Origin of the sequence: Bacillus litorisediminis (genome assembly GCF_022808645.1) — a bacterium.
Classification (GTDB): Bacteria; Bacillota; Bacilli; order Bacillales; family JC228; genus Bacillus_BF; species Bacillus_BF litorisediminis.
Genome location: NZ_JAKZKT010000035.1, coordinates 1 through 16499, shown reverse-complemented (window position 1 = coordinate 16499; position 16499 = coordinate 1). Strand labels below are relative to the sequence as shown.

Below are 16499 nucleotides of genomic sequence, written 5' to 3'. Positions count from 1 at the left end.
GTGAAATCAATTGCCTGAACACATTGAGATTATTTTACGTGCACTCTTTTTTGTTGTTATATTATTTCTTATCACAAAAATGATTGGAAAAAAGCAAATCTCACAGCTATCCTTTTTTGAGTATGTCGCTGGAATTACAATCGGGAGTCTGGCCAGTGAGGTTATTCTAAAATTGGAAACCAATATTCTAAATGGTGTACTTGCCATTTTTGTATTTGGCGGCGTTGCCTGGTTAGCTGACTATTGTTCTCTGAAAAGCAGAAGTGCCCGTGAATTTATAGAAGGAAAAAGTACGTACCTCATTAGGAACGGAAAAATATTAGAAGAAAATTTAAAAAAGGAAAAATATTCAATCGATGACCTATTAAGCTTGCTTAGGGAAAAAAATGTGTATAGCCTTTCAGAAGTTGAAACTGCGATCCTTGAACACGATGGAAAACTAAGTGTTTTTCTAAAAAAAGAAAATCAGCCTCTTACTGCTAAGGACTTAAATGTTAAAGTAGCAAATGTCAAAGAACCTAATGCTGTCATAATGGACGGACAAATTCTTGATGACGGTCTTCAAAGAGCTGGTAAGACAAGAGAGTGGCTTAATATTCAGCTTGAAAAATTGGATGTGCTTCCTGAAAATGTCTTTTTTGGTCAGATCGATTCATACGGGGAACTCACAGTAGACGTCTATGACGACAAAAAACAAGTACCAAGTCCTCAAGAGCGTCCTCTTTTACTCGCCATGATTAAAAAAGTTCAGGCGGATTTGGAGCTTTTTGCCTTAGAAACGGAATCTAAAGAAGCTAAAGATATGTTTAATAAGAATGCTCTTAAATTGGATGATTTAAAGAAGAAGCTCACACCTTATTTAAGCTAAATCGCTTCTGAAAATAGTTGACAAGCTTGGATTGGAATGATAAAAATGAATAATTGTATATGGTTAACATTATGGGAAATTTAAGTCTCATCATTAGGTGTTGCCGTAATAATCGTCCCTACACGAGTAGGGGCCATTTTTATTTAGTACGTTTTTTGGTTGCAAGTGGTTTAAAGGTCTGTATAACGGGTATTCACATTAATACTTTTATTTTGAGGAGAATCTATTTATGTCTGAACGAGAACAATGGTCCTCTAAGCTTGGGTTTATTTTAGCTGCTGCAGGTTCTGCTATTGGCTTAGGAGCCATCTGGAAATTCCCTTATATTGCTGGTCAAAATGGCGGAGGTGCTTTTTTTCTTCTATTTATTTTATTTACCCTGCTGCTGGGACTTCCGTTATTGTTAGCGGAGTTCGTGATTGGAAGAACTGCTCAGGACAATGCGGTTCAAGCCTATAAAAAAATAGCACCGGGCACAAATTGGCACTGGGTTGGGGTTTTAGGGATGATTACGTCTTTTGTTTTATTATCCTTTTACGCCGTAATTGGAGGATGGATTCTGATTTATTTATTTAAGGCCATATCCGGTCAATTAGATGGATTAACATCTGAAGAATTTGCGGTTGTATTCAGCAATACTATCGCGGATCCTCTGCTAAGTGTGGGATTCCAGCTTATTTTTATGCTTCTGACCATTATTGTGGTTTCAAGAGGAATCCAAAAAGGAATTGAAAGTGCGAGCCGGTTTATGATGCCTGCGTTATTTCTGTTATTTATCATATTAGTCATTCGTGCTGTGACATTAGAAGGAGCTTTGGAAGGAATTCAGTTTATTTTGCAGCCTGACTTTTCCAAAGTAACCTCACAGACATTGTTAGAAGCCATGGGCCAATCATTCTTCACTTTAAGTGTAGGAGTATCGGTTATGGTAACATATAGCTCCTACTTGCCAAAAAACCAGAGTCTTCCTCATGCTGCCGTTTCGATTGTCAGTATGAATATATTTATTGTACTGTTGGCTGGATTAGCTATTTTTCCTGCTGTATTCGCCTATGATTTAGAACCGAATGCAGGTCCTGTTCTTTTATTTAATGTGCTGCCTACTGTATTTAATCAGCTGCCGTTTGGAATGTTGTTTTTTATTGCATTTCTCATATTATTTTTGTTTGCTGCCTTAACATCAGCTTTTTCTTTATTAGAGATTATCATTTCAGTAATCTCTAATGGAAAACCAGAACATAGAATTAAATGGTCGTGGATTATTGGTCTGGCGATTTTTATTCTAGGTGTCCCGTCAGCCCTATCATTCGGGATATTAAGTGATGTACAAATATTTGGAAAAAGTATTTTTGACTTCGCCGATTATACAGTGAGCAATGTGCTGCTTCCGTTTGGAGCTCTTTTAATCTCTATTTTTGTACCGCTAAAAATGAAGCGTTCACTTCTTTACAGTGAAATAAAAAAAGGAAATTGGATAAAAAAAGGCATATTTGATGCCTGGTATTTTACAATTAGATTTATTGCTCCTCCCCTCATTATCCTTGTTATGATGGATGTATTAGGAATTTGGTAGAATGACGATTTTCTCTAAGTCTCCGAAGCATATTTTCGATGTGGACGAATATATATTTAGTGGGGAAACGTAAGTCCTTTTCTATGAGTAGAGAAGCCGGGGGATGAGCTTCACTTATGAAGAGGAGGCGGCTATCGATGGATGTCGAAGTTACCATCCAGTTGCTGGTGCTCATTGTGATGATCATAGGGCTTACTCAAAAGTAGGAAGGCAAAACTGCCCAAAGAAAAAAAGAGAGCCACGGCCAAAAGGCTTTTGCTCTCTTTTTCATTATGCATACCATTTAACAGCATTATCAAGTGCCTTTTGGTCTTTAGCAGATAATTGGGAAGGCTGAATAGGAGAAATAACTGAGTGCTTATCTGATTTTTTTATAGATAAGATTTGCAGATAAAATGCATGTGATTCTTGGTCACCATTCAAATAACCCTTTAAGATCTTTAGGTTACTGGATGTTCCTGTGATTTCTCCATCATAGTCCCATTCAATTTTATGATTATATTGACCATCAATTTTTTTCTTTAAGGCAAATGCCTCAGTAATAGCCTCTTTAGGAGAACTAAAAAGGGAATCAGTTCGCTTTATTCCCTTTTGTTTAATCCCATCTCCAACTTTTGCTTGGTATAAGGAAGAAGTCATATTGGTCATCCTTTCTTTGTTTACTCGGGTTGCCTTCTGTAAGCAATGGTAAACAACAGAAGACCAGGTGAACCAAAACCCTTATGTATAGTATACCCTTAAAAGCTAGCAAGCACTACCACTTCTGCCTAAATTATTGTAATTGTTCTTTTAAATATTGTATTTGTTGATTTAAATAGTCTGTATATTTTTCAAAATCTTCTTTTTGTGTAATATTTACATAGAAAGGTTCCCCAAAAATGATTGTCGGTCTTTTTCTGCTAAAAATAAGTTCCTTTAAATAAAATGGCCCCTGATAATACGCTGGGACAATAGGAGTCTGTGCCAGATTTGCGATCGTCACAGCCCCTCTTTTTAAGGAAACATCCTCGCTTGTTCTCATTCCGCTTGGAAATATTCCAACAACTTCACCCGCTTTTAATAACTTGATCGGTTGTTTAATACTGCTTGGTCCCGGATTCTCGCGATTTACCGGAAAGGCATTTAGCTTTTTGAGAAAAAAATCAATAATTCTATTTTGAAAAAGTTCCTTCTTTGCCATAAAATGAATCGGTTTTGGCAAAACAATTCCTAACGCCACTATTTCAAGCCAGCCTTCATGTGTACAGGCTACTATATATCCTTTATGATCCGGGAGCAAGTGTTTATTTTTCGTGTGAATTCTTCCAAATATACGAAACAAAATAATCGCGATTTTCTTTGCTGCCTGATACATGTTCTCACCTTTTGACTGTCAATTGATGTTAAAAAGTATAGATGGATTATATGAAAATAGCAAATAAAATTCCAATTTAATAGACCAATATAGCATATTCACGCTCCATAGGCTTTTATCATACAAATAAACCATTAGGATAAAAATTTACACACAAGGGGTTGGTCCGATGTATCCTTATTATTACTATTACCGTCAAAATAATTGGGAACCTATTTTAACCTTATTGCAGCAAAGCCTATATGCAGAAGAAATGGTCTGTTCCATGAGCAGTGAACTATATCATATTCCGCAAACAGAGAATCTGGAAGGCAATAATGAGATGCATAATCATCTTGTTCCTGCATCTTATCATCGCGTCACTACTGTTGGTTGTGCGATCAGACTCGTCAATGGCGAAAGACGGGAATCTATTATTGACACGCTTGCTGCCTGTATTCTAAATGCACAGAGACAAGACAGAGGTGTCAGACAATGGTTACAAGTAATGGAAGAAAACGCTAGTTCTGAATTCAAAGGCTTTATTCAAATGATCTCCAGATGGCAAAACCAAGCAGAGTCTACTTTACAGCAGGCGAAAGAATCAGTGCAAGCAATGGGTGTTCAATTTCCTGCAGAAGGCCAAGAGGGAGCTTCTTACTAAGCCAACAAACGAAGAATATAAAAAGGTTTGAGGAATACCCTCCTCAAACCTTTTGTTATGTACCTAATTAGAATCAGGCAAAGGTACCAGCTGATGCTGGACTGCATATATAACTACCTGGGATCGGCTCTTCACGTTTAATTTTTTAAAAATTTTACTGACATGAATCTTTACGGTTTTATCACTGATATACAGCTTTTCCGCAATTTCTTTGTTCGAAAGTCCTTCAACGAGACACTGCAGTACTTCTTTTTCCCGTTCTGTCAATACTGTACTATCTTTTTGCCACTTCTGCTGATGAAAGTTGAGCAGTTTTTTTGTCATAGATGGATGGATGACTGATTCACCCTTTGCCACTGTCCGAATAGCATTGATGACTTGATCAAATGGAGCATCCTTTAATAAGTATCCGTCAGCGCCTTCCCGAATCGCTGACATAAAATATTCGTCGTGACTGTGCATTGTTAAAATCAGTACTTTTGTTTCCGGATACTGTTTTTTTAAAAGCCCCGTTACCTCAACACCGTTCATGTTCGGCATATTGATATCCATGAGAACAACATCAGGTTTACAGTTGTTGATTTTACTGAGGGCATCCTCTCCTGAAACAGCTTCCCCCACCACTTTTATATCATCTTCTACTTCTAATAAGTTTCGTAACCCATCGCGAAGGATGGCATGGTCATCCACTAACATAAGCTTGATCATGATCGATTTCCCCCTCTATTCCCATTTTTGGGACAGTCATAATAATTTCAGTTCCCTTACCGGGCTTACTGTCAATTTGAAGGGAAGAGTCTATCTTCTCGGCTGCGTCATTCATATGCAAGATACCAAAATGGGGCTCTTTTTGCGCTTTTAACATCGCTTCTAATAAAGAAAATCCAATCCCATCATCTTTTACTTTTAGAATAATGCTTTCTTTTTGATAGCTTAAAAGTATCTCAACTTTGGTAGCCTGTGCGTGCTTGATGATGTTTTGAACACATTCCTGAAAGGTTTCAAACAAAATTTTCTCAACCATTGAACTTAACTGTTGAATTTTGCCGCGCTGCTCATATGAAAAGGAAAGACCTGTCTCTTGTTCAAATACCTTTATTTCTTGCTGAATCGCCGTATGCAGACCAACACGCTCCGTTGGGTTTGGTCTTAATGCATAAATTGACTGTCGCACTTGTTTTAAACTTCCCCGCAATTTCTCCATACTATCCTTCACAAGGAACATAGATTCTTCTGGTGACCTTTCCTATTTCCTCTGGGCTGTTTCCAGCTTCATTAGTGCACCAGCTAATGTTTGGGCTATGCCATCATGGATGTCACGGGCAATTCGATTTCTTTCTTCTAATAAACTGCGTTTTTCTTTGTCCAAAATTAAGATTCTTGTTTTTATAATAACTGCCAGCTGGTTAGCCAGTGTAGCAATGGATTGAATTTCTCCATTGTTAAAGCTTTTGGTCCGACTTCTAGCTACTGCTAATATACCAACTGTTTCGTTATCCACTACAAGGGGAGAAAATACAAAACTTCTAAGCTCTTTCCCAAAGTATTCATTGGCAGGAACCATTTCCTTATGACTATCGAATATAATTAAAGGCTTTTTTATTTGTTCAAACAAATCCACGACTTCATCGGAGAGCAGTGAAATCGAATATACCTTTCCATCTTTATAACTAATTTTCCATCTTCCGTTTTCAGTCGTCCACAATACAAGTGCTTCAACATCAATTAATTCGTGAAAACTGGATTTTAAGGCTTCAATCCATTCTTTTGTCGGCATCAATTTATTAAGGGTTGTTGTTAAGGAAACCAATGCATTCAGGCGATTCCGTTCTATTTTTAACCGAGCAATTACTGAACTGAAAAGTGCAATTGCTACCAGTGGTGAGAAAAAGAAAAAAAACGAAAACATATCAATCTGACCGCGGTTTTGGCTCCCTAAAATAAAAAATAAACAACCGTAAGCAAAAGAGATCATTCCACTATTTATCTCAGATAAAAGCTTTTGCTTCCATAATTGAAATGGATATTTCTGCGGCCTTAGCAATAATACCAAATCTATAAAAATATTATTTATCATATAAAAGAAAAACAATATAACAAATAGCTTAATGATCTGGGTTAATAGGATATTTTCATTATTAAAATAGAATAAAAATGAATCTGATAGAAAGACAGCCAGTGAAAAACTTATTACAAGCTGGGCAGGATTAAAGGAAACAATCCGGAATGGCCGTCGGTCTATTATGTTAACAATCAAAATGACAAGGGCATAACTGACCAACGCCAGCGGCAGTCCAACCATAATATATAAGGCGTACACAATTGGAAAACTTAGAGTGGTAAAGCCTTTCCAGACTGGAACAGGAAATAGCTCGCAAACCGCTAAAAAGATAAGGAGGATTGTATAGATCCAAGGATCGAATCCGCCCTCAATATGAATGAGCTGCGAACCTGTGTATAGCCAGCCAAAAATAGATATGATTAACAAATACATCCTTGCGGGTCTTTCTGTTTTTGGGGAAGTCAGAAGCTTTTTCATATAAAATCCTCCAAGGTTCATCATTCTTCTCTATTGTTCGAATTTTTTGTTATTTATAATCCTATCTTACTTTTTCTTGCATGATAAGAAAACCCTAACTGGTCCAATGCATAAGCGCACTAACCAATTTGGGCAAAACCTACGAATAGCAATGGCATATTTATTAATGCTTCCGCTTCCGATGCCAAGCCTAAATTTTGAACAAGCTATAAGCTAATTCATGAGTTTCAGTTGGTATTTCCGTTCCTTTAAAGGTAACCAGATGTACTATTTTCTATACAACTAAAGTAATATTGTTTAAATAAACAGTATATTTATCTGGCTGTTGAATTTGCATGCTGCACATGTTATAGTAGTTGAGCGATGAGCTGAATTGTGTAAGTCGATAGACATACAATGTGTAATGTGGGACACAGTCTATCGCCTCAATACGTAAAAGACGTCATATCTGGCGTCTTTTTTTATTTCTTCAATCAATAAGACCAACATGAATAATAACCTTTAAGCAAACCATACTAGTTACTGACATTTAAATGAAATGAGGTTGAGAACGTTGGGTCGTACAAAACGAGGAAATGCAAACGCGCAAAGAAATAACAACCGTAAAAAAGGTATGGAATTAAGCGAGGAACTTGTAAAAGTTATGCCAAGACAAGATGTGCCAGGCAATAATAAAAGAAAATCGGATTAATAGGTACAATGGCTGTGAAAAAATTACTGTTCACTTTTACTTCGTTACTAGTCATTTTTGCGGTCATGATTTCCCCTATTCATGCATCGCTTTTGAAGAAGGCGAGCTTCACATCATGAAACTAGCGGATGTTTTAACTGAAGGTATTCTCAAGCAATTTCCAGATAAATTCAATTAAATACTTTTTCTAAAAGTGCTTGTCCTTAGGTAAATTTACCTAAGGACAAGCTTTTTTAATTTTGAATTAATTTAAGTAAAGAATTCATACATATAAAAAATTGGAGGTGTTCACTGGTGAGTCCATTAAACTGGGGTGTAGATTCTGCTGCCATTGCTGATGAAGAATTATTATCCTGTGTTAAGAATAATTATGGCATGCCTGATTTTTGGGGACGATATTTATCAACTGTTCCAGGTGCAAGTGAGGGTCTCACTACTAATGAAATTAATTTTCTTAAAAGCAATGGAATTAAAATAATGCCCATATATAACAATTTTCGAAACACGGTTGGGAAACAACAGGGAATAGTTGCAGCCAGAAATGCTATTTACAGAGCAAAAAGATTAGGAATTAAAGATGGCACTGTATTGTTTGCCAATATAGAAAGATTTTTTGAGGTAGATGCCAATTGGTTAATTGGCTGGGTAGAAACCATGTTTTCTAGTACTTACCGACCAGGTTATTATCATGACCCGGTTCAGGGAAATTTTAATGAAGCCTATTGTCAAGCAGTGGCACAAAGTGAATTGGTAAAAAATCAGTCGATATTATGGAGTGCAGAACCTCAAACGGGAGTAAGCAGCAAAACAAAAATTCCCAGATTTAGACCCCAAAAACCTGATTGCTACGCAACTGTTTGGGCATGGCAATATGGACGAAATTCTACTGAATGCCCAATTGATACAGTACTCGCGGATCAAAAATTGTATAATTTAATGTATTAACAACATAATCAACCGTGCCTGCCCTAGAACGTGAACCTTTTTGTGCAGGCACCTGATATTTTTAAATGGCTCGTATACCATCCAATACTTTTATAAAATAAGAATCCTCATGATGAACAAAGTCTGATTTTGTTACATGCCTTTCAACCTTAACCATGTCACCAGCTCGGTTTACCACAAATCCAGAAACTGGGGCCTCTGATTGGTTTTTAAACCAAAGTCTATAAAATTGTGTTACCTCCATTTTTAGGATTCCCGCCACTTCTTCTTTTTGTAATTTAAAATCATCCCAAGCCTGATTCCATTCATAAATAAAAACATGTGCAAATTCCCTATCTATTATTTTATTATTTTCTAGACTATATGGAATCACTCCAATTGAGATTAATTTGTTCATCGACACATCGATTCCTAATTCCTCTTTAACCTCTCTAACTCCATCAATAACTGCTTCGTGAGAGAGAAGATGTCCTGCAGCTGTTATATCCAATTGGCTGGGGTAATCCTTTTTACAATCGCTGCGCAACTGAAAATATATATAAATTTTCCCCCTTTCCTTCCTCATAAACCAGCAATGAAACGTCTCATGCCAGTATCCCTTTTGATGAACTTCTTCCCTCGTTGCTTTTCAAGCGGCAAATTGTAAGATTGCCATGCAGTCTTTTCATTTAAAAGCACATCTTTTTTCTTTTCCGGGATGATTTTTAACTCTGGATTTTCAGGGTGCTTTTGATATAGTTTCACTAGTTGCGAAAACGAAGATTCAAACAACGTACTCTAATAAAATACTCAATAAATTTTACCAGTTTCTTCATACCTTTTCTAATATTTTTAGTAACAATCAAACCTCGATGATACTTTAATTAGTGTAAATGTATAAATAATTAAATAAAAATATCTTACTTGGCATAAAAAAAATCCCCCTTATTTTAAAGGAGGAGCATTGTTCCTATTGGTTATTATACTTCTCAATATGGCTTACACTAACCGCTTTAGTACTGTTCGCCTCAATTCCAAAATAGGTATTCGATAATTCACTGTGGAAAACGTGTACTTCTATTTCACCGACACCCTCATCAGATGAAGGCATTTGAACTGTGTCGATAAAGGTGATTTTATCTCCTGAGCCTTCATTACTCGAATATTGTATATACTCATCGGGTCTTAAGTTAATAGGTTCATCTATATAGCTTACTGTCTCCCAATGATTGATTTTCCAGCTTCCGTTTACATTTTCTACTGTGATATAACCAGTGTACCCGCCGTGCCCCAGCAGGTTTACAATACTGATACTTTTAATTACAAAATGATTTTCGCTTGACTCAACCAATTCCGATCTGATATGAAAATCAAATCCAGGCAAAGAAAATTTATCACAGTGGCAATAAAAATCCATCAAAATCTCTTGAAGGGTACCATCTGCAAATTCCTCAGTGGCAAAGTGTAACAAATGTGGTTTCGCCACCGAATAGTCTGGTTCAGTATACCCTGGAAAGTCAACTGATGACCACTGATATTCTTCCCCTAATTGTTTAAACGTTTCTTTTAATCCGGTTAATAATTCATTCGATATCCCAATTGCTTCTTCCAATTTAACAGGATCATTCGTAATGTTTTCTTCTTGCTGAGAGGGATTTAATTCATCATTATCTTCAGGTTGTTTTACTTCAACATATGGAATATCCCTCACTGTTCCGTCTGGAAAAACTCGGTATTCATATAATTTTTCGTCTTCTGGATTTACATATAGTGAAGAGAAACTTTTCACTTTTGACTCCTCATCCCATGCAACCCAAATTTGCATTTTTACATTTCCATTTAGAAGGCCATCCATATCAGCAAAGTCGTAATCTTCCGAATATTGATACCCCACTCTGGTTCCGATATCATATCGCCATTTATGTTCATTATCGATTTCTGAACTCACTTCTTCGTAGTCCGTACCGAATAACCCGCTTACCTCATCCTGTGTCATCCCGAGACGAAGATCTTCTTTTAAAACAGAAAGAGCTGTTGCTACATCATACTTTATTTCCCCATTTTCTTTTTCAGGAGTCTCATTATCTTCTTCTCGAGGGTTCTCAGTTACATTTGGATTTTGATTCGAAGGTGAATTGAATTCCGTTTGTTGGAAGAGACTGGATCCCGCTAGTAATACAAATAATAATCCAGCTAGCGATAATGCGGTATAGTACATAAAAGGTATCCTTTTTTTCTTTTCAGGCAGATTGACTGTTATCGCATTCATGTTTTTGTTAAGTTTAGTTTGAATTTCTTTTCTTTCAGCAGAGGTCATTGAAAATTTTGTTTGAAGAGATTCAAACTCTTGATTGAACTCATCCATTTCTTGAAAGGGTTTCATGCTGATATCCCTCCTTTATTAATTCATTTTTTAACTCTTTTAATCCCCTAAATAGGGTTGATTTTACTTTGGATTCATTCCAGCCAAGAATGTCTGCTGTTTCCTGAATCGAAAAATCCTTCAATTTTCTTAAGATAATGACATCGCGATATGATCTTTTTAGTTTTGTTAAAGCGGAATAGAGCTCTTTTTCGGATTCATTTAAGGTCACAATATGTTCTGGTAATAATTCATTTGTCTTCAGTTGTATATTGAAATTCATTAAATACGAGATTGGTTTCCTTTTTCTAATGAAGTCAATCGTAATATTTCTTGCAATTCGAAAGAGCCATCCTTTTTCACTGCCGCCTCTAAACGACAAATAATGATTATAAGAGCGAAGGAAAGTATCATGAACGAGGTCTTTTGCCTGTTCATGATCCCCAATCATAAAGAAAATATATTGATAAATATCATTGTTATACGTTTCATACCACTCATTCACTTTTTGCCTGATCACTTCCTGATCCAAAATTGCCCCTCCTTTCGAATCTTTCTCTTCATGCTTAACAACGTAATTTAAACGGAAAAGTTGCACTTTTTAAAAAAGTTCTGTTCAAAATAAAATAGCCCTCTCTTTAAAGAACAGGACTATTTCTTGATTTGCCATATTTTAGTATAACAATCTTGATCTTGAAATTGTGTATCGTTATAATTCAACTATTATTTTAGTAAAGACTGAATCCCTTCATATCCAAAATAAACACCAAATCCAACTAAAGACAAGCCTGATAACTTGGAAATAACCATCAGACTATTGGCTGTTAAAAATCGTCTAAACCCGCTAGTTAACCCAGCTACTAACAAATCCCATAGGGTTAAACCGAGAAATATCATAGAACTATAGAGTAAAAGCTCATGGGTGCCATATGTAACAGCTGTTTTGGCCAATACGGAACCGTAGATTCCCAGCCAAAATAAAATGGATAAGGGGCTCGATATTGACATTATAAATCCTGTAAAAAAACATTTTAGCAATGAATCTTTTTGACGGTTATCATTCAATGAAAAATTATTCGCGCCTAAAATACTTTCAATACCACTATATATGAGGACGAATCCGCCAAAGAGCCATAAGAAAGTTTGAACGGGCGGTGAATCCAAAAAATGTACGACACCTAAATACACAGTCAGCATAAAAATTCCATCAGCGATCATAGATCCTATTCCAACGACCCATGCATGCCAAAATCCATTTTTGATCCCTTTATCTAACCGAACGGAATTAACTGGTCCGATTGGTGCTGCTAATGTCAAACCTAATATAATATAGCTTACAAACACACTGACACTCATCTATCCACCCCAAACTGCGTTATTTAGAGATACGCTTGTACATTTTATGCAGCTCTCTATTTCTCTAAAACAACAGATTGAAGCAAAATATCACTTGCTAATTTTCGATACCATTTTGAAAATAGTGGATCCCGCGTGTTTCCTTTATGCAGTACGGTGCATCCCCCATTAAACTCTATATAAGATTAATCCAAAACCGGTGAACAACATTTCCATCTTCTTCTACAAAACTCACATCACGGACTCCGCCATTGGCTAAAATTACTTTTTCTGACCCTATATTATCCGCATTACAGCATACAAGAACCCGATTAATCCCAAGCTTTTTGTTTTTTCCAGTGATAATGCAAACAGTTGGGTTGCATAGCCTTTCTTTCTCTCACTTGGCCGGATGCCATAACCGATATGACCGCCAGTGTGAAGCAGCTTTTCGGTCAACGAATGACGTATATTGACAGCACCAAGTACTTTTTTATCATCTGAAACAAGCCAGTACGTACTATCAGGTACCCAGCCAGCAGGCAGTTTAATTCCTTTTTCAGATTCCAATAAAGTGTGTGCCATCCCTTTAAAATCTGAGGGATCCTTACTGATTACCCATGGTACCCTGTCTTCACCGCTCTCAACCCACTCCTGGTAAAATTCAAGATATGCTTGTTGTAACTCTACTGTAGGCTTGATTAAAAACACTGAAGTTCCCAACCATTAATCCCCCACTTTTATCCCTATCCAAATCGTCCATCGATCTCTTTCAATGATTTCCTTATTATGTCTATTGTATAGATTGCTTTTGATAAAATCTACCAGTCTTTTTATTTCAACATTATGTAATTCATGAAGAATCGATCTTCCCGTTCGATTCAGCAGGTCAAACTCTAATTCATCCAAATCTTGATATATCTTTCTTACTTCCCATAAATTCAGCTGTTTTATCTGAGTAAAACCCGGAAAGCATCGATAATCTTTCCGCTTTCATGTCTTCTTGCCAATTCGAAATCCTTCAGCCTCGGGAATTACTCAAAAAGATACCCTCTTAAATGTAGGACTTCCTTCCAATAAACAGTCTTCAGGTGTTCGGTCATGTATAATACAGGTACCACCTGGTTTCAATAACCTAAAAACTTCATTAATACAAGCTTGCAAATTACTAATATAGTGAACCAATGCTCTTTCCAAAATGATGTCATATTGGCTGTCAGGAAGTTTTGTATCCAAAGCATTTCCTATTACAAATGAAGCAGCAGGATATTCCTTACTATTTTCTTGTGCTGACACAATCATATTTTCTGAAAAATCTAGGCCAGTCACTTTTTCTGCTCCCATTTCAACCAATGCCCTTGTATAAATTCCTCCCCCTCACCCAATATCCAGGACAACTTTATCTGTTACTTCCACTACTTTGTTTATGAAATTGGTCCATGTGACGTCGGCTTTTCTTGATGTATAGGATCTTTTATTTTCATCACTATGAAAATGTGATTGGCATCCGCTTTCCTCTTTTCCATTTGTTATACTTTTATTTTAAATAATTATATAAATAAGTAATATTTTTTATATTTTATAATGGGATAAATATAACTTATTGAAGTCAATAGCTGTCCCATCTTAGTGGTATCCAACTCCATAAATATATCCATACTAATCGTTAGGAATATTCGCTAAAGGAGGAATTAGATTGCCGCAGACGCTAAAAACCTATTGTATGAGTGAATACGATCCACTAAAAAGTGTGATATTATGTGAACCTCAATACATGACCATTCGGCAAGTTATTAATGATACACAGAAAAAATTTAAGGATGTAGGCATACATATTGAAACGGCAATGAAACAGCATAAACAATTGGTGCAAACACTCCGAGACCATGATATTGACGTTACTCTCTTGCCCCCGCGAAGAAAATTTCCGGAACAGGTGTTTACACGGGATATTGGTTTTACCCTTGGCGGTATTATTTATGTAGCGGATATGGCACATGATGTCCGAAAAGGAGAGGAGCAAATGCTAAAGCATTGGCTCGAGGATCAGGAAATCTCTTATTTTAATTTAGTGGGAAACCATATTGAAGGCGGCGATGTCCTTATCGACCGCGAAACAATTTATATTGGAATTAGTAACAGGACGGATCAAGAAACCATTCAATATTTACAAAGTATTATCCGTGACTTTGAAGTAGTTGCAGTTCCGTTTACAGAAAAGTACTTACATCTCGATTGTGTCTTTAATATTATTTCGCCAAAAGAAGCATTGTTTTTCCCAGAAGCATTTACTCAAAAAGAAATCGACTTTTTAGCATCTCGTTATGAACTAATTGAAGTTAATGGCGAGGAACAATTCCAATTGGGAACGAATGTCCTTTCAATCGGAAATAAAAAAATTCTAAGCCTTCCTGTTAATACGGAAGTGAACAGTGAACTTCGAAAACGGGGATACGAAATCATAGAGGTAGATATTACGGAAATTATTAAATCAGGAGGTTCTTTCCGCTGCTGCACGATGCCATTGCTGAGGGTTGAAGCCTAATCATAACTTTTATAAAAATAGGGACATGCACAAATACAAATTGTGCTTGTCCCTTACTATGTGCCAGTTCATAGTGTTTATGTGTCATTGGCCGCGTTTGATTTGCCGATTTTCTCCAGTTATGTGCCATTCAATATAGTGTACCTGTCCAATTTATGTACCGTTGAATGCTCTCAGTAAATCGATTTTATTTTTCTATAGTAATCTTCGTAACAAACCATTTTTTATACTATAAACACCTTCTCCTTCCATCTCTTTTGGCTGGCCATTTAAAAAATAAACACCTGTTCTTTCATCAATTCCAAAATTTTTATAGTTTTTAAACTTACTGACTGCTTCCCGTAAATGCTCCTCATCACCCCATTGAGAAAAATGGACGGCAATGACAATCTCTGATACTAAGCCCAGACCCTTTCTCTGCTGAAATTTATGTTGTTCATTATCTTTCGGGGAAATTATGCAATGTTCTGGACTGATTAAGGCACCGGCTGAAAAACCTGCAACCGGGATTCCTTTTTCATAGCACTCCTTGATCTGTTTAGAAATCGGGGTTTCTACAATGTAATCAGCATATAAGTTCGTGTTTCCGCCTCCGATTATGATACCAGAACTATTATTCAGACATTGCATGATTTCCTCGATTGGCGACGTAGGGAGTGGAAAAAAGAAAAAATCAGTTACCCCTTGTTTTTCTAAAGCAAGAGTATACTTTGGCATATATTGTTCCCAGCCCTCTCTCTCCACAATTAATACAGATACGGGCTTACTACTCTTCAATGCTATTTTGACAAACCATTTTGCCAGCTTATTTGTAAATGGAGGACTGCCCCCAAAAAGAAAAAGATGTCTATCCATAAAAACGCCCCCCTTTTAATGATAAAAACCTTCATTTTACTCCTATTGTTTGGATATTAATGGTAACATAAATTGTAACTATTTGAGATCTCTTAAAAAAATTTAGGATGTGGATTTCATGGACCCAAAATATCCGATTGGAAAATTTGCGTTTAATGGAAATATTACTGAGAAAATACTGGAACAATGGATTCAGGATATCGAGGAGTTACCTTGTTTAGTTCGGGAAGCAGTTCAAGATTTAAATGAAGAGCAACTGGATACTCCTTATCGGAAAGGCGGCTGGACAATTAGACAAGTAGTCCATCATTTGGCAGACAGTCATTTAAATGCTTATATACGGATAAAACTTGCCTTAACAGAAGAAAATCCAACGATTAAACCTTATAATGAAGCTCAGTGGGCCAAGCTTCCTGATTACCGATTACCTATTGACGTCTCCTTATCACTGCTAGATTCTCTTCATCGGCGCTGGACACATTTATTAAAAAATTTAAAACCGAATGAGTTGGAAAAGAATTTTTATCACCCGGATTCAGGTAAACATTCTGTATATTTATGTATAGGAACCTATTCATGGCATGGTAGACATCATCTTGCCCAAATTATCAATTTACTCCTTACTAAAGGCTGGAAAAGTTAAGTTTGATAGAGAAAATGAGCTTGGAGTTGACTCCAAGCTCCAGATTGAAGACAAAAGGCATTTGGGAATGTTTTTATTCCCAAATGCCTTTATGATTTTAAGAATTTTTCTCAGAATCCATCTTAGAAATGAGTGTGATTTGTCTATTATTCTTATTCTTTATGCCA

At 36.4% G+C, this 16499-nt stretch carries 19 protein-coding genes and 1 pseudogene; 7 read left to right on the top strand and 13 right to left on the bottom strand.

The annotated features are described in order from the left end of the window. The first annotated feature begins 10 nt into the window (after window positions 1–10). A complete protein-coding gene (locus MLE14_RS16270) occupies window positions 11–868 on the top strand; it encodes a DUF421 domain-containing protein (RefSeq protein ID WP_243299470.1) in 858 nt (285 codons plus the stop codon). Between the two features lie 229 nt (window positions 869–1097). Further along, window positions 1098–2441, top strand: a complete 1344-nt coding sequence (locus tag MLE14_RS16265) for a sodium-dependent transporter (protein WP_243299469.1) — start codon at window positions 1098–1100, stop codon at window positions 2439–2441. A 270-nt stretch (window positions 2442–2711) separates the two neighbouring features. On the opposite strand, the gene MLE14_RS16260 is transcribed toward MLE14_RS16265, so the two are convergent. Both MLE14_RS16260 and MLE14_RS16255 read right to left on the bottom strand, forming a co-directional pair. Continuing rightward, window positions 2712–3080: a hypothetical protein gene (locus tag MLE14_RS16260; RefSeq protein ID WP_243299468.1), complete on the bottom strand. Its 369-nt coding sequence runs from the start codon at window positions 3078–3080 to the stop codon at window positions 2712–2714. Between the two features lie 133 nt (window positions 3081–3213). Next, window positions 3214–3795, bottom strand: a complete 582-nt coding sequence (locus MLE14_RS16255; protein WP_243299467.1) for a lysophospholipid acyltransferase family protein — start codon at window positions 3793–3795, stop codon at window positions 3214–3216. Between the two features lie 169 nt (window positions 3796–3964). Here MLE14_RS16255 and MLE14_RS16250 point away from each other — a divergent pair, with 169 nt between their 5' ends. Further along, window positions 3965–4438: a hypothetical protein gene (locus tag MLE14_RS16250; RefSeq protein WP_243299466.1), complete on the top strand. Its 474-nt coding sequence runs from the start codon at window positions 3965–3967 to the stop codon at window positions 4436–4438. A gap of 63 nt (window positions 4439–4501) precedes the next feature. Here MLE14_RS16250 and MLE14_RS16245 read toward each other — a convergent pair whose 3' ends face one another. From MLE14_RS16245 to MLE14_RS16235, 3 genes are all read right to left on the bottom strand, one after another. Next, window positions 4502–5146 carry a response regulator gene (locus MLE14_RS16245; protein ID WP_243299465.1) on the bottom strand — a complete coding sequence of 215 codons (645 nt, stop codon included), beginning with the start codon at window positions 5144–5146 and terminating at the stop codon, window positions 4502–4504. Then, the gene (locus MLE14_RS16240) at window positions 5121–5612 is read right to left on the bottom strand and encodes a sensor histidine kinase (protein WP_243299464.1); all 492 of its coding nucleotides are present in this window, start codon (window positions 5610–5612) and stop codon (window positions 5121–5123) included. The genes MLE14_RS16245 and MLE14_RS16240 overlap by 26 nt, the downstream gene beginning before the upstream one ends. A 72-nt stretch (window positions 5613–5684) precedes the next feature. Then, complete coding sequence (locus tag MLE14_RS16235; RefSeq protein ID WP_243299463.1) at window positions 5685–6977, bottom strand: histidine kinase; 1293 nt, start codon at window positions 6975–6977, stop codon at window positions 5685–5687. Window positions 6978–7530: 553 nt separating this feature from the next. On the opposite strand from MLE14_RS16235, the gene MLE14_RS16230 reads away from it, so the two are divergent. Continuing rightward, window positions 7531–7668 (top strand): hypothetical protein, encoded by a 138-nt coding sequence (locus MLE14_RS16230; protein WP_243299462.1) that lies wholly within the window; start codon window positions 7531–7533, stop codon window positions 7666–7668. A gap of 294 nt (window positions 7669–7962) precedes the next feature. Next, a complete protein-coding gene (locus MLE14_RS16225; protein WP_243299461.1) occupies window positions 7963–8613 on the top strand; it encodes a glycoside hydrolase domain-containing protein in 651 nt (216 codons plus the stop codon). Between the two features lie 61 nt (window positions 8614–8674). Here MLE14_RS16225 and MLE14_RS16220 read toward each other — a convergent pair whose 3' ends face one another. The 7 genes and pseudogenes from MLE14_RS16220 to MLE14_RS16190 form a co-directional block, all read right to left on the bottom strand. Next, complete coding sequence (locus tag MLE14_RS16220) at window positions 8675–9103, bottom strand: NUDIX hydrolase (RefSeq protein WP_243299460.1); 429 nt, start codon at window positions 9101–9103, stop codon at window positions 8675–8677. A gap of 459 nt (window positions 9104–9562) precedes the next feature. Next, window positions 9563–10975, bottom strand: a complete 1413-nt coding sequence (locus MLE14_RS16215; RefSeq protein WP_243299459.1) for a hypothetical protein — start codon at window positions 10973–10975, stop codon at window positions 9563–9565. Continuing rightward, entirely contained in the window at window positions 10950–11486 is a 537-nt protein-coding gene (locus MLE14_RS16210; protein WP_243299458.1) for an RNA polymerase sigma factor, read from the bottom strand. Before MLE14_RS16210 ends, MLE14_RS16215 begins: the two co-directional genes overlap by 26 nt. Before the next feature lie 191 nt (window positions 11487–11677). Next, complete coding sequence (locus MLE14_RS16205; protein WP_243299457.1) at window positions 11678–12310, bottom strand: LysE family transporter; 633 nt, start codon at window positions 12308–12310, stop codon at window positions 11678–11680. Window positions 12311–12485: 175 nt separating this feature from the next. Continuing rightward, window positions 12486–13012: pseudogene (locus MLE14_RS16200) on the bottom strand (GNAT family N-acetyltransferase). Window positions 13013–13015: 3 nt separating this feature from the next. Further along, on the bottom strand, window positions 13016–13198 hold the full coding sequence (locus MLE14_RS16195; RefSeq protein WP_243299456.1) for a hypothetical protein: 183 nt from the start codon (window positions 13196–13198) through the stop codon (window positions 13016–13018). 129 nt (window positions 13199–13327) lie between these two features. Beyond that, window positions 13328–13657, bottom strand: a complete 330-nt coding sequence (locus MLE14_RS16190; protein WP_313897631.1) for a class I SAM-dependent methyltransferase — start codon at window positions 13655–13657, stop codon at window positions 13328–13330. Between the two features lie 355 nt (window positions 13658–14012). Between MLE14_RS16190 and MLE14_RS16185 the strand changes: the two genes are divergently transcribed. Further along, window positions 14013–14834, top strand: a complete 822-nt coding sequence (locus MLE14_RS16185; RefSeq protein WP_390629056.1) for a dimethylarginine dimethylaminohydrolase family protein — start codon at window positions 14013–14015, stop codon at window positions 14832–14834. A 195-nt stretch (window positions 14835–15029) separates the two neighbouring features. Here MLE14_RS16185 and MLE14_RS16180 read toward each other — a convergent pair whose 3' ends face one another. Further along, window positions 15030–15689, bottom strand: a complete 660-nt coding sequence (locus tag MLE14_RS16180) for a Type 1 glutamine amidotransferase-like domain-containing protein (protein WP_243299453.1) — start codon at window positions 15687–15689, stop codon at window positions 15030–15032. Window positions 15690–15807: 118 nt separating this feature from the next. On the opposite strand from MLE14_RS16180, the gene MLE14_RS16175 reads away from it, so the two are divergent. Continuing rightward, window positions 15808–16332 carry a YfiT family bacillithiol transferase gene (locus MLE14_RS16175; protein WP_243299452.1) on the top strand — a complete coding sequence of 175 codons (525 nt, stop codon included), beginning with the start codon at window positions 15808–15810 and terminating at the stop codon, window positions 16330–16332. Window positions 16333–16499: the final 167 nt, after the last annotated feature.

What these genes read in the sequence shown, in the direction of transcription:
- MLE14_RS16265 (WP_243299469.1), top strand. Translation starts at nt 1,098, where the DNA reads ATGTCTGAACGAGAACAATGGTCCTCTAAGCTTGGGTTTATTTTAGCT.
- MLE14_RS16260 (WP_243299468.1), bottom strand. Translation starts at nt 3,080, where the DNA reads ATGACTTCTTCCTTATACCAAGCAAAAGTTGGAGATGGGATTAAACAA.
- MLE14_RS16255 (WP_243299467.1), bottom strand. Translation starts at nt 3,795, where the DNA reads ATGTATCAGGCAGCAAAGAAAATCGCGATTATTTTGTTTCGTATATTT.
- MLE14_RS16250 (WP_243299466.1), top strand. Translation starts at nt 3,965, where the DNA reads ATGTATCCTTATTATTACTATTACCGTCAAAATAATTGGGAACCTATT.
- MLE14_RS16245 (WP_243299465.1), bottom strand. Translation starts at nt 5,146, where the DNA reads ATGATCAAGCTTATGTTAGTGGATGACCATGCCATCCTTCGCGATGGG.
- MLE14_RS16235 (WP_243299463.1), bottom strand. Translation starts at nt 6,977, where the DNA reads ATGAAAAAGCTTCTGACTTCCCCAAAAACAGAAAGACCCGCAAGGATG.
- MLE14_RS16215 (WP_243299459.1), bottom strand. Translation starts at nt 10,975, where the DNA reads ATGAAACCCTTTCAAGAAATGGATGAGTTCAATCAAGAGTTTGAATCT.
- MLE14_RS16205 (WP_243299457.1), bottom strand. Translation starts at nt 12,310, where the DNA reads ATGAGTGTCAGTGTGTTTGTAAGCTATATTATATTAGGTTTGACATTA.
- MLE14_RS16185 (WP_390629056.1), top strand. Translation starts at nt 14,013, where the DNA reads ATGAGTGAATACGATCCACTAAAAAGTGTGATATTATGTGAACCTCAA.
- MLE14_RS16180 (WP_243299453.1), bottom strand. Translation starts at nt 15,689, where the DNA reads ATGGATAGACATCTTTTTCTTTTTGGGGGCAGTCCTCCATTTACAAAT.
- MLE14_RS16175 (WP_243299452.1), top strand. Translation starts at nt 15,808, where the DNA reads ATGGACCCAAAATATCCGATTGGAAAATTTGCGTTTAATGGAAATATT.